At 66.3% G+C, this 12,674-nt stretch carries 9 protein-coding genes; 3 read left to right on the top strand and 6 right to left on the bottom strand.

Annotation, left to right across the window (positions count from 1 at the left end; genetic code table 11):
• Positions 1–188 precede the first annotated feature (188 nt).
• Both MJ785_RS21955 and MJ785_RS13900 read left to right on the top strand, forming a co-directional pair.
• Positions 189–314 (top strand): hypothetical protein, encoded by a 126-nt coding sequence (locus tag MJ785_RS21955; RefSeq protein ID WP_255727654.1) that lies wholly within the window; start codon positions 189–191, stop codon positions 312–314.
• Positions 315–890: 576 nt separating this feature from the next.
• Positions 891–2,093 carry an acyl-CoA dehydrogenase family protein gene (locus MJ785_RS13900; protein WP_239308178.1) on the top strand — a complete coding sequence of 401 codons (1,203 nt, stop codon included), beginning with the start codon at positions 891–893 and terminating at the stop codon, positions 2,091–2,093.
• A 240-nt stretch (positions 2,094–2,333) separates the two neighbouring features.
• On the opposite strand, the gene MJ785_RS13895 is transcribed toward MJ785_RS13900, so the two are convergent.
• The 6 genes from MJ785_RS13895 to MJ785_RS13870 form a co-directional block, all read right to left on the bottom strand.
• On the bottom strand, positions 2,334–2,756 hold the full coding sequence (locus MJ785_RS13895; protein ID WP_239308179.1) for a molybdopterin-binding protein: 423 nt from the start codon (positions 2,754–2,756) through the stop codon (positions 2,334–2,336).
• Positions 2,757–3,472: 716 nt separating this feature from the next.
• Positions 3,473–4,654 carry an ABC transporter ATP-binding protein gene (locus MJ785_RS13890; protein ID WP_239308180.1) on the bottom strand — a complete coding sequence of 394 codons (1,182 nt, stop codon included), beginning with the start codon at positions 4,652–4,654 and terminating at the stop codon, positions 3,473–3,475.
• Between the two features lie 23 nt (positions 4,655–4,677).
• Positions 4,678–5,514, bottom strand: coding sequence for an ABC transporter permease (locus tag MJ785_RS13885; RefSeq protein ID WP_370651407.1), 837 nt, complete (start codon positions 5,512–5,514; stop codon positions 4,678–4,680).
• Positions 5,511–6,320 carry a molybdate ABC transporter substrate-binding protein gene (gene modA / locus MJ785_RS13880; RefSeq protein WP_239308182.1) on the bottom strand — a complete coding sequence of 270 codons (810 nt, stop codon included), beginning with the start codon at positions 6,318–6,320 and terminating at the stop codon, positions 5,511–5,513. Before modA ends, MJ785_RS13885 begins: the two co-directional genes overlap by 4 nt.
• A 57-nt stretch (positions 6,321–6,377) precedes the next feature.
• On the bottom strand, positions 6,378–6,797 hold the full coding sequence (locus MJ785_RS13875; RefSeq protein ID WP_239308183.1) for a molybdopterin-binding protein: 420 nt from the start codon (positions 6,795–6,797) through the stop codon (positions 6,378–6,380).
• Between the two features lie 288 nt (positions 6,798–7,085).
• Complete coding sequence (locus MJ785_RS13870; RefSeq protein WP_239381241.1) at positions 7,086–9,725, bottom strand: cytochrome P450; 2,640 nt, start codon at positions 9,723–9,725, stop codon at positions 7,086–7,088.
• A gap of 906 nt (positions 9,726–10,631) precedes the next feature.
• On the opposite strand from MJ785_RS13870, the gene MJ785_RS13865 reads away from it, so the two are divergent.
• Positions 10,632–12,257: an MFS transporter gene (locus MJ785_RS13865; protein ID WP_239308185.1), complete on the top strand. Its 1,626-nt coding sequence runs from the start codon at positions 10,632–10,634 to the stop codon at positions 12,255–12,257.
• Positions 12,258–12,674: the final 417 nt, after the last annotated feature.

Raw genomic sequence — 12,674 nt, 5'->3', positions numbered from 1 at the left:
CCTGCCTCGCCTTGCCACCGCCAGAAATCCGACTGAACCATCGCAAAATGAACGAGATGCTCTCTTAGAGCGCCCGGCAATAGGGGACGCGGCGTCGCGGGGCTGGGGCACGCACCTCGCCGTGTTGTCGTCAGTCGCCACCCAACACCAGGGTGGCTCCCTCCGCCGCCTTGCCGGAGCGGGCGCGGATGAGCCGCTCACTGATCGAATGGCTGTTCCGGCATGCCTTGGAAGGATGGCTGTCCACCCCGTTACACCCGCTGGATGTCATACGAGGAGCAATTTTGCTGAACGGCAGCTACGAGCTGGAATAGCTGCGGCCCACTTATGTAGGAGAGGCAATCCAGCGCACCACAGCCGAGGCCATGCGCAACAGCCCGATTCTTTATCCCCACGATGGGATACCGTCGCTGATTATCGCGCGCGGCAGCCGCGAGACGGTCGCCTTCGTCTCTCAACATGATTGGTTTGTATCGGCCATGGGCGGATTCGGTCGGTCGTGGTGGCGGATAGATGCGGGTGACGGTGACCTGGCTGTCGCTTCCCGGCAGGAGGAGAAAGGAGGCATGGGCGCGCGGCGGAATCATCCGTACCGCAGGCGGCCGTCGGCGTGACCGGCCGGATTCACCGGTAGGGCCAGAAGTGGCTGCGTCTGGCGGCGGCTGTCCTGCTGCCCATCGGTGATGGCCCCACGAGACGGGAGACCTTCGCCCTACTCGGCGATGTTCTCATGCCGGGCGCTCTTGATTGTTCGACGCTGGGTACCGTATCCTCGCCGAGGATGGAAGACAGCCGCCAGCAGTATTCCCGGTACGCGGTTCTATGGGTATCTCCTCGCCTGTCTGGGGAGCACGGGGAAGCACAGCGCAGCCATTCTCACAGGAGCCGGGATGAGCGAGGGGCGTACATGCTCCATCTTTTCGGGCAATGACTGTTTTTCCGACGAAACCGCAGAGTGGGTCGGGCGCGTCGAGAAGATTGCCCCGGTGCTCGTCCGCTACCGGGACCAGGCCGAACATGAACGGACAACTCCAGCCGCGGTCATCGACGCGTTGCGCGGACAGAACATCCACCGGATGTGGGTCGCCGACGCCTTTGGTGGCGGGCAGGTCAGTGTGCGGACCGGCTCAGCCGTCCTGCGGACGCTGGCCCGCATCGATGCATCCGTTGCCTGGCAGATGGGCGTCCAGGGCGCTATCGGCCGGCTGTCGGACTATCTGCCGGAGCCGGTGGCGCAGCGCCTTTTCCGCGAGAGCCCGGGGCTGGTGGTCGGCGGTATCAATCCGACCGGCCGGGCCGAACGCGTGCCCGGCGGATACCGGCTGCACGGCACCTGGTCGTTCGCCAGCGGCTCGGCGCACGCCACCTGGCTGGTCTGCGCCGCCATGCTCGCGGAGGACGACATGGCGTGTCCGTCCCCCGCCGGGCCGCGGACATGCATGGCCTTCGTGCCCAAGAGCGCCGCCGTGTTCGTGGACGACTGGTTCACCATGGGACTACGCGGCACCGGGAGCACGACCTACCGCATCGACGGCCTTGTCGTCCCTGACGATCACACGGTTGACGGTTCCCTCCTGCGGCGCCCCCCGGCTCGCCGCCCGTCCCGGGCCTACGACATCGCCTACTACGACTTCGCTCCGTTCACGACCGCGTCGACAGCACTGGGAATCGTCCAGGACGCCCTCGAGACCTTCCGTTCCCTGGCCCAGGAGAAGATTCCCGCCAGGGCGACGAGTCCGCTGGCGGCCAGTCACACCGTGCAGGCGGGGCTGGCCCGCGCGGAGGTCCTGGCGCGGGCCAGCGCCCTGCTGCTCACCGATGCCGCCGACCAGGCGACGGCATACGGCGAACATGGCGGGGAAGAGCTCAGCGCGCTGATCCGGCTGGCGGCCGCGGCCGTCGGCGAGAACACCGCGACGGCCGTGGACACGCTCTACGACCTGGCCGGGACGAGCGCCCTCTACAGCGCCAGCCGGCTGGACCGCTGTTTCCGTGACATCCATGCGGCGGTCAAGCACATCACCCTCTCGTGGACGAACTTCGAGATGGTCGGCCAGTACTTTCTGGGCGGGGCGCTCCTGACGCGGCGGTGACTGCGAACCTTTAGAGCGCCCGAGGACAGGACTGTCCGGCTCGCGGCTCCCCGCATCCCGCCCGGCCGCGTTGTCCTCAGTCGGCGCCCACCACCAGGGCGCCTTCCTCCGCCGCCTTGCCGGATCGGGCGCGGATGAGCCGCTCGCTGATCGAACGCCCTATCCTCGGGCGCTCTTAGTTGATCATGAAGGGTGGCGGTGCTTTTCCAGCGGCGACCGCCGTGCCGGACACCCACGACGTCAGGCGGCGGAGAGCGCGACCTCCGTCGACTTGATCAGAGCGGTCACGGTGGAACCCGACGCGAGACCGAGATCCGTCGCGGCTGCCCGGGTGATCGCCGCTGTGATCTCGCCACCGCCATCGAGGGCGATGTGTGCCACGGTCATGGCATCACCGGTCTCGAGCCTGGAAACCGTGCCAGGCAGCTGATTGCGGATACTGAGACCAGCGACGGTCCCGGTGGTCAGCGACACTTCGGTCGATTTGATCAGAACGTCGACAGCGGACCCCACCGAGATGCCGAGATCCTTGACCGCGTCCATGGTCACCGCGGCGGTGACACGTTGTCCACCGGTGACGTCGATCGATACTGTGCCCATCGCTGCCCCAGTGGTGATCTCGGTAACGGTTCCCGCGAGCCGGTTGCGAATGCTCAAGCTCATTGATCTACCTCATCACGTCAGGATGTTGCTCAGGGGAGAACCGCTCCCAGCCTACGTACAACGGCCACGTACGTCATCAACCTTGTTACCCGTAATGCCCGATAAGGGCGCCTGGCGACAGAGGCGTGGATCAAGGAGCGGGGCTGAGGCGCGTGCCCCAGCCCCGCGATGCCGCCTCCCCTGTTGCCGGTCGCGCTACGCGTGTTTCGGAAGCCGTCGTTCGATCAGGGAGCCGCGTCCAGGTGGTTCCTGGTAAGGCCGCGGACCGGACCGATACCGGATGAGTTGTGTCGGTGTGGCCGAGAACGCGGCCAGGGGCCGCCTGAGCGTGGCGAGCCGAACAGCTGGCTTTCGCGACACGCCCTACGCCGCCGGCGGCCTCGCTGCCGCGCATGGGTTCGTACGGCCGGCCGGGCCGGTCCGCGCCCCAGCCGTGCTGGATTGGGGGCCGTACTCGCGCGGTACCGGTAACCCACGAACGGCTTCGCGCCGCACCCGCAAGCGGGTGGCTGGTCGTGCCGGCGGTCGCGGGCAGGCCGTCGCCCATGACGTGGGCCTGTGAACGTCCATGCGGCGCGTCGGACGCTGGTGAACGACGAGGCGGCGGGCGTCGATGGGATGGGCGCATCGCCGCCGAGCCGCTGGTTGCTATAGGTAATGATGGAAGACAGTGCAACAATTTTATTGTTCCGCATATAATGATCATATATCGAAAATCAGCCGCGACTGCGGATGTTCATACACCTGCCAGCCGCGGCTTCGCCAGCCAGGGCGTCGTCCCCAGCCAGGGCGTCGTCCACCGAATCGGGATAGGTCTCGATGTCGGTCGCTTTGAAGGATGCCCAAACGATCATCCCTGGTTCCAGCCGCAGGTCGGCGAGCGCGGCCGGGGTGACATCCGCGAGCACCGGCGGGGCCGCGTCCACCGCGGCCCGAGCCCGGTCACCCAGCAGCTCCAAGCCGGTAACCCGGCCCATCAGCGTGTTACGAGCGCTGCCGTGCGGCTCGTCCACCCCGAGGACGACGGCGGACGGCCGCAGCGCGGCCAGCACCCGTCCGCTGATCGCGGTGTCCGCGATCGTGAGGAGGCCGCCACCGGCCAACCGCACCCGGCCCGCGTCGGCCTCGCCCCGGTAGAGGTTCAGCCCGACGAGCCGGGCCACATAGTCGGTGCGGGGCCGGCGTGCCACCTCGGCCGGCGGGCCCTGCTGTACCACCCGCCCCGCCTCCACGATGACGATGTCGTCGGCGAGCACCATCGCCTCGATCGGATCATGGGTCACGAGCACCGAGGGGCCGGCGAACCCGGTGAGGTGCCGGCGTAGATCCGCCCGGACCGCCAATCGGGTGGATGCGTCCAGCGCCGCGAGAGGCTCGTCGAGCAGCAGCAGGCGGGGTTCCGCGGCCAGGGCCCGGGCGAGCGCGACCCGCTGGGCCTGCCCACCCGACAGCGCCCCGGGACGGCGGCCCGCGAACTCAGCCAGGCCGAACCTTGCCAGCCACACCCCGGCGGCGGCGCGGGCCTCGGCGCGGGGAACTCCCCGGCAGCGCAGGGCGAACGCGATGTTGTCCCGAGCGGACAGGTGGCCGAACAGCAGATAGTCCTGGAAGACCATGCCGACCCCGCGGCGTTGCACCGGGACGAAGATGCCCTCCGCTGAATCATCCAGCGTAACGCCGCCGACGCTGATACGGCCGGTGCCGATGGGCTGGAGGCCGGCGAGCGCCCGCAACAGCGTCGTCTTGCCCGACCCGTTCGGGCCGAGGACAGCCATCGTCGTCCCGCCCGCGACACGTACTGTCACATCCAGCACGAAACCGTTCGCGCGCGCCACCCGGACCCGGGCATGCAGGTCGCCGCCACCCGCCGCGGCGGGCACCGCCGACAGCCGCGTCACCGCGCTGCGCCCTCCTGTCTCGCTCACAGTGTGGTACCCGGCCGCAACCAGCGTTCCCGCAGCAGCAGCAGGACACCCACCGCGACAGCGAGCAGCACGACAGACAGCGCGATCGCCGCGTCCGGATCGGTCTCCAGCGCAAGGTAGACCGCCAGCGGCATTGTCTGGGTTGTCCCCGGGTAGTTCCCCGCGAACGTGATCGTCGCGCCGAACTCGCCGAGTGCACGTGCCCAGCACAACACCCCACCCGCCGCGAGTGACGGCGCGATCATCGGGAGGGTGACCCGGCGGAAGGTGACCAACCGGCTCGCGCCAAGGGTGGCGGCGGCCTCCTCGAAGCGCCGATCGGTCGACCGCAGCGCCCCCTCCACCGTCACGATCAGGAACGGCATCGCCACGAACGCCTCCGCCAGGACAACGCCGGCGGTGGTGAACGGCAGCGTGATGCCGAACCAGGCGTCCAGGTACTGGCCTAGGACCCCCCGCCGGCCGAACGCGAGCAGCAACGCGACCCCGCCGACCACCGGCGGCAGCACCAGCGGAACCGTGATGACCGCCCGCAACAACCTCCGGCCGGGAAAGCTGGACCGGGCCAGCAGCCAGGCCAGCGGTACCCCGGCCAGCAGCGACAACGCGGTCGCGATGGTCGTGGTCAGCAGCGACAGCCGCAGCGCCTCTCCCACCGCCGGTGTGGCCAGCAGCGCGGGCAGGTTGCGCCACGGTGCCCGCACCAGCAGAGCGGCCAGCGGGAGCAGGAGAAACCCGGTCGCGGCCCCGCCCGCGACCGCCAGCGGAACCGGCACCCGTCCGTCCCTGCTCCGGCCGGCTCTTCCGCGGCCCACAACCGGGAACTGACTCACGAACCGGGCGAGAACCCGGCCTTGGCCAGCACCGCCTGCCCGCTGCTCGACAGGACGAACGCGACGAACGCCGCCGCGGCGGTGGGGTTCGGCGCCTTCGTCAAAGCCGCGATCGGATAGGCCGTGGAGGCGTTCTGATTCGCGGGGATCGGGATCCCCTTGATCTTCGCCGCGGCGGCCTGCGCGTCGGTGACATACACCATGCCGGCGTCGACCTCGCCGAGTTCAACGGTGGTCAGCACCGCCTTCACGTCCGGGCCATAGGTCTTTGGCGTCACGCTGACGCCCGCGTTGGACAGGACCTTGGCCGCGACCGCCCCGCAGGGGACCTGGGCCTGGCACAGTGCCACCTTCACTCCCGGCTTTGCCAGGTCCGCGACTGAAGCGATGTTCGCTGGGTTGTTCGGCGGGGTGACGATCTCCATCGTGTTCTTCGCGAACGTCGTCGGCTTGGTTGCCGACCCGGCGTCGACGACGGTGGCCATGTTTGTTGGACTCGCCGAGGCGAACACGTCCGCGGGCGCGGCCTGGGTGAGCTGGGTCGCCAGCGTCGAGCTCGCCCCGAAGTTGAACTTCACGGTCGTCCCGGGATGCGCCGCCTCGAACTGCTTCCCGATCTCGGTGAACGACTCCGTCAACGACGCGGCCGCGAACACCGTCACCGTCCCGGTCACCGGCGCTGTCGTGGCTGGCGGCGCCGATGGCACCGTCGACGCGGCACTGGATCCGGTCGTGTTCGATCCGCATCCGACCAGGACAGCAGTCGCCAGGGCGCACAGCGCCCAGAATTTCGATCGCGTTCTCACGCGTCCCCCTCAACACGAAAACGTCCGCCGGTGCCGACGGCCCCGGCGTGGAATGGCTCAACGGCGCTGCTGAGGAAGTTCCATCACCACGTTGGTCGACTTCACCGAGGCCACCGCGATCACGCCTGGCTCCAGGCCGAGATCGTCGGCGGACTCCCGGCTCATCAACGACACGATCCGGTGTGGACCGGCCTGGATCTCGACCTGCGCCATCACCCCGTCACGGACGACCCGGGTAACGATGCCGGGGAAGCGGTTGCGGGCTGACTCACCGACCACTGCGGCGTCTCCCGCCAGCGGCCGGTCAGCTGAGGCCGCGAGCTCCTTGCTGAACTGCGCCAGCGCCGCGCCCTCGACAGCCTGCCGACCGCTGTCGTCACGGATTACTGGCAATCTGCCCGCGTCCGCCCAGCGACGCACTGTGTCATCGCTGACGCCCAACAGGCCGGCCACATCCGATATCCGCAAAGTCGTCACAGACGCACGATAGCCAGCGCATCCACGTCTGTCTTCCGGAAGGCTGACCGAATTCGCGGTGAGTCATTTTCTGCGACGGTGAGTTATTGATGGAGCCGTCTGCGCATAGCAGCCGCGACAGTGCCATGCCTTCTTGTCATCTTTCCGTCATGCTGTCACTACAGCGGAAGGAGCGGGGCTGGAGTGCGTGCATCGCGCGGTGGCACGGGGAGCCACCCATGGCATGGGCTCTCTTTTCCGCAGGGCACGGAACGGTCCGCCCGGCAGGCCGGCTGCCGGGCTGGCGGATCAGCTGGCGTCGCTTGGCACGGGGCCTGTGCCGGTGGTCGTGGCCGGACGGGGTTTCAGGATCATCAGGTACGGTCCGGTGCCCAGTGACGCTTTCGGGACGGCGGTGTGCGGCTTGGCGCCGGGCGCGGGGCATAACCGCCAGCGGGCGGCGATCGTGGCGATCGCGAGCGTCGTCTCGGCACGGCTGAAGGTGTCACCGATGCACTTGCGACTTCCCGCGCTGAAGGGCACCATCGCGCCGCGCGGGAAGTTCTTGGCGTGTTCGGGCAGCCAGCGGTCCGGGTCGAAGCGTTCCGGGTCGGTGAACAAGGAGGGGTTGTGCCCCATCACGTACGGGCTGTACATCACGATGGTGCCCGCGGCCAGCCGCTGTCCAGCCAGCTCGGTCTCCCGGGTGGTCGTGCGGGTGAGTAACCAGGCTGGTGGATACATCCGCAGGGTCTCGCACAGAACCCGCCAGGTGTAGTCCAGCCGTGGCAGGTCGTCGAACGTCGGTGGCCGGCCACCGAGTACTTCGTCGAGTTCGGCGTGCAGCCGGGCTTCGACCCGCGGGTGCTCGGCAAGGACGTGGAAGGCCCAGACCATGGTGTTGCCGGTGGTCTCCGTCCCGCCGATGAGCAGGGTCATGATCTGGTCGTAGATCTCCTCGTCGGTCAGCCGGTGCTGGCTCTCCTCGTCGCGGGCGGCTACGAGGATCGACAGCAGGTCGCCGCGGTCGGTGCTGGTGCGGCGCTGAATCTCGATCGTCTCTTCGATAATCGTGTGCATCCGGGCCCGTGCCTGGTTGAACCGGCGGTTATCCGGGGTGGGGATCTTCTCTTGCCAGCCGATCGGTGCGACCGTCCGCTTGTAGACGCCCCGCATGATGATCGGCATGCAGTGGGCGATCTCGGGAATGATGGGACGGTCACTCACCGTCGTCGCGAACATGGTACGGGCGGTGATCCGTAGGGTCAGGGCGTGCATCGCGTCGTTGATGTCAAACAGCTGGTTGTCCGTCCAGGAGCTCAGGAGATCGTCGATCTCTTCCCGCATCAGCCTGGTGTAGCCGGGCAGCCGGGACGGGTGGAACGCCGGCTGGAGCATCCGCCGCTGCTGGCGGTGGTCTTCCCACATCGAGCTGACGAGCCCGTTGCCCACGAGCAGCCGCACCTTGTCGAACAGTGGCCCGCCCTTGTCGAAGGTGCGTGTGTCCATCAGGACCTGCGTGACCAGCTCGGGGTGGCAGGCCAGATAGGCCTCGCGCGGCCCGATTTTGATCCGGACGAGGTCTCCTTGGGCGGGTAGCGAGGACAGGAACCGCAACGGCGACCGCCACAGCTGGAGGGCGTGGCCGATCACCGGGATGCCGCCCGGGGCGGCCGCGACGGAATAGGCACGGTCGGTCCCGTCTTTGCGGGGGGACGGCGTGGCCACCCGGTCGGGAGCGCCGCCGGATGTGTCGGCCTCTGAGGCTGCGGCCTCCGAGGCTGCGGTCACCGTTCTGTGCGGGACCGGGCATCCGGGCGCGGTGCTGGTCCCGGTGGCGGCGGTGATCGCGGTGGCTGGCGTCTCGACCGTCCCGACCGGCCAGGGCTGTGATCGGAAGCGTGTCACGGAGGCGTGGAGGTCTACCCATCCTGAGGTCGAGCCGTCCCATGCCGAGCCGTCACCGAAGTAGCGCGGGGTCAGGTACTCGAACTCCTGGCTGCCGCCCATCAGGTGGTCTACCGCGGTGAGGTAGGTGCGTACGTCACCGCGTGTACCGAGCGGGCCGGACAGCAGATCGTCGCGAGCCTCGATGTAGGCCTTCTCATGGTGCTCGACGAGTGCGCAGAGCCGGTTGACAGCGTCTTGCAGGCTGAGCCCGTCTCGTTCGGTCAGGACCCGTACGACGGTCATCGTGTCGTCCTGGGCGCGTTCCTTACGCCATGACAGCAGATCGTTTATTATGATCATTTGTCGTCGGCAGTGCTGGTGGACTTCGGTGAGCTGCGGGAGAACGTCGCTCATGTCCACGGCCGCGCCGTACTCGGTCAGCAGTTCGATGAAGTCGCAGCCGAAGCTGTCCATCCGGACTGCCAGGCAGGCTTCGTAGTCCGGTACGTTTTTTGTGATCTTAGAGTGGATCTCGGTGGCGCATCCGCGTAGGAAGGCCTCCAGGCTCGCGGCGAACCTGGACACCTGGGCCGGGCTGAGGTTGGGGCTGATCCGTTTCCAGAGGTCTTTGGCCGCGCGGCTGTAGGGGAGGTCGTTGGCCGGATCGCCGTCGCCGCGGAAGTCCGCGATGATGGTGGCGAAGACATCCCGGGCCTTGCCGTCACTGGCGCCGAGGGCTGATCGGTCCGAGACGAAGCTGTCAATCACCGTCACGTATTGGTACCAGTCCGCGATGTCGCGAGCTCGTTGCTCGTCAGCGTTCGGAACAGTGAGAGGACCATAGATCCCGTTTCGCTGGCGCAGGAAGGCCAGCAGGTCCTCCTCGGTCGCGAAGCACGCGCCGAGCTGCGTCCGTACCCAGCCGTTCGAGGCAAATTCGATCTGGGCGGCTTTCGGGTGGTAGGCGAACGGGAGGGAACGCGGCAGCTCAGGGAGAAAGAATTCCCGCGCCGGCGGAGTGAACGCATCCAACCTGGTGAGCGTCGGCTCTGCTTCCATAATCATTCCTCGGGTGGAATCTGGGGCGTGGTTTGATGCTACGAATAAGTAAGCTGCCCCGTGTTGTCGCGGTCGGCGGTCCTGATATCAGCTGGTCAGTGAAATGACTGCGTGAGGAAAGCGGCAATCAGGCGCCGGGAAAGAAGCGTTTTTGGAATCATGGGGATGGTCGGAAAGCGTGGTCGAAGGTTTTCCGGTGAGAACGTCAGCGGAGCCGGAGTACTGGAAGGACCGACGTTGGCGGGTGCTGTCGGGAATCCGGTACCACGGGTCCGGCTGGCCTGGGGAAGAGAGTGCGCGATCGTACCTCTCCACATTGGGTGAGCAGCACAAAACCTGATGAACAGCAAACAATCCGGCCGGCGAGAGTCAGCGGAGCTGACCGTGCTAGATCCCCCGTGGAACCGCGTCAGTGCGGCCGGCCGGAGCCGACCGCTCTTGCTGATCGGAAGAAGCGCGCAGGGGGAAGAGTAGCACGCTGTCCGCAGCCACGGAAGTATATGGTTTGATCATCCGTAAATGCGCTGGTTGGCTGACTGGAACGGGGAGTGGGCGCGCGATGTACCCACCCCCACCCATTGATCATTCCCCAGTTGCCGGGCACTCGTGGTACCGCGGATGGGTGTATGCCTATCGGAGGATTTTTGTTACAGAGAGTAATTACTAAAGGAATTTTGCATAATTATTTTTCATTTTTAGATAAATTATATTTTTATGATAAAAGGATCGGGATCCTCTCATCGAGCCTTGAGTGGGGCTGCGTCGTTGGCGCGCGGTGTCGATGTGATCATTGTCATCTGTCGGCCGTCTTCGGTCCGCAAAAAATCCCCCGGGAGGGGGGAAGCGCGGCGGTCTGGCCGGCCGCGATGGTGCATACCAGGTTTCCCTCCTGGGATGGGTCGACACATGGGCCAAGATCAAAAAAAGGAAGCGGGCCGGCGCGCTGGCAAGGAAATCAGCGGAGCCGGAATCGTCCTGCTGACGCTTGCGTCAGGGCAGTTTCTCATGACGCTCGACAGCTCGGTCATGAATGTGTCGATCGCGACCGTCGCCAAGGATGTCGGCACGACCGTTACCGGCATCCAGACAGCCGTCACCTTTTACACGCTGGTGATGGCCGCATTTATGATCACAGGAGGTAGGCTCGGCCAGATTCTCGGCCGAAAACGCGCTTTTGTCATCGGGTGCGTCATTTATGGATGTGGATCATTCATTACCGCGCTTGCCGGGAACCTTGCCACGCTGATGTTCGGGTGGTCCTTTCTCGAAGGTGTCGGGGCAGCGTTGATCATGCCGGCGATCGTAGCCCTGATCGCGTCGAACTTCACCCGCGACCAACGCCCGCGCGCGTATGGGCTCGTCGCCTCGGCCGGCGCGATCGCGGTGGCGGCGGGCCCCCTCATCGGCGGGCTGCTCACTACCTATCTGTCCTGGCGATGGGTGTTCGCCGGTGAGGTTCTCGTCGTGTTCGTCATCCTGATCCTCACCCGTCAGATGGCCGACACCCCGCCCACGGTGGGCACGCGGCTCGACCTGGTGGGCACCGTGTTGTCGGCACTCGGGCTCGGGCTCGTCGTGTACGGCATTCTCCGTTCGGGGAGCTGGGGCTTTGTCCAGCCCAAGACGGGTGCTCCCAGCTGGCTTGGACTGTCGCCGGTCAGCTGGCTGATACTCGCGGGCGGGATTGTGCTGCGGCTCTTCCTATGGTGGCAGACCCACCGTCTCGCCCGCGGCGACGCCGTGCTCATTGATCCGGCGATGTTGCGGAATCGGATCCTGCGGGGCGGGCTCATCTCGTTCTTTTTCCAGTACTTTCTGCAAGCTGGCCTCTTCTTCGCCGTGCCGTTGTTCCTGTCAGTGGTGCTCGGGCTTTCAGCGGTCGCGACCGGTATCCGGTTGCTGCCCCTGTCCAGCACCCTGTTGCTGGCCGCCGTGGGCATTCCCAAGATTTTCCCGGACGCGTCGCCACGCCGCGTTGTCCAGACCGGCTTTCTCGCGCTGTTTGCCGGTATCGTAATCATGGTGGCCGCGCTCGACGCGGGTGCCGGAGCCGAAATCGTGACCTGGCCGATGTTGCTCGCGGGCCTCGGTATTGGCGCCCTGGCGTCACAGCTCGGGAGCGTTACCGTGTCGTCGGTGCCCGACGAACACAGCGGTGAAGTCGGTGGGGTACAGAATACTGTCACGAACCTTGGTGCCTCGATCGGAACCGCACTGAGCGGCGCGGTGCTCATCTCTTCGCTGACCGCGTCGTTCCTCAGTGGTGTCCAGCACAACCCCGCCGTCCCCGCGGATCTTTCTTCGAAGGCGCAGGTGGAGCTGGCTGGCGGCATCCCGTTTATTTCCGACGAGGACCTGAAGACCGCGCTCAACAGGGCTGGGGTGCCTCCACACACGGCCGGAGCGATCGTCGAGCAGAACGCGACCGCCCGCATTGACGGACTGCGCACGTCATTGTCTCTACTGGCCGCCATCGCATTGATCGCGCTGTTCTTCAGCCATCGGATCCCGACCCGGCAACCATCCCAGTAGTACTTCGTTTGGTCGCCGCATCGAATCACCATGATTCTGGACAAGTACATACATATTGCTGGGTAAATTTATGCCGACAATAGACGATCTTGTACGATCACCTCGACGGCTCGAGGCCTGTCCATCGAAGTACCCGTGGGGGCGCGGAACGGCCCTGACCACGACAGCGCGGTCAGCTGTGACAGCATCACCACGATCCCGGCCAGGCGGCTCGTGCGGCAGGTCGGTTCCCTGATCGAACAACGACTTCCGAAACACGCTGTAGGAACACGCGCTGACCGAAGCCACCGTCGCAGCCCTCGCCTGACGAAATCCGCTGGCGATGGCGTGGCCTCCGGGCCCATCCCGGCATCGAGATCGCGTTCCGTAGAGAACAGACAGATCGGATTTTATTTAGAGCGACCGGCAATAGGGGAC

It is taken from the genome of Protofrankia sp. CiT1 (assembly GCF_917627335.1).
In the GTDB taxonomy this organism is placed as follows: domain Bacteria; phylum Actinomycetota; class Actinomycetes; order Frankiales; family Frankiaceae; genus Protofrankia.
The sequence above is the reverse complement of the archived record's forward strand: the minus strand, read 5'-3'. Positions and strand labels throughout refer to the sequence as shown.

Excerpts from the sequence above, each read along its gene's own strand:
- MJ785_RS21955 (WP_255727654.1), top strand. The coding sequence starts at position 189 with ATGAGCCGCTCACTGATCGAATGGCTGTTCCGGCATGCCTTGGAAGGA.
- MJ785_RS13900 (WP_239308178.1), top strand. The coding sequence starts at position 891 with ATGAGCGAGGGGCGTACATGCTCCATCTTTTCGGGCAATGACTGTTTT.
- MJ785_RS13895 (WP_239308179.1), bottom strand. The coding sequence starts at position 2,756 with ATGAGCTTGAGCATTCGCAACCGGCTCGCGGGAACCGTTACCGAGATC.
- MJ785_RS13870 (WP_239381241.1), bottom strand. The coding sequence starts at position 9,725 with ATGGAAGCAGAGCCGACGCTCACCAGGTTGGATGCGTTCACTCCGCCG.
- MJ785_RS13865 (WP_239308185.1), top strand. The coding sequence starts at position 10,632 with ATGGGCCAAGATCAAAAAAAGGAAGCGGGCCGGCGCGCTGGCAAGGAA.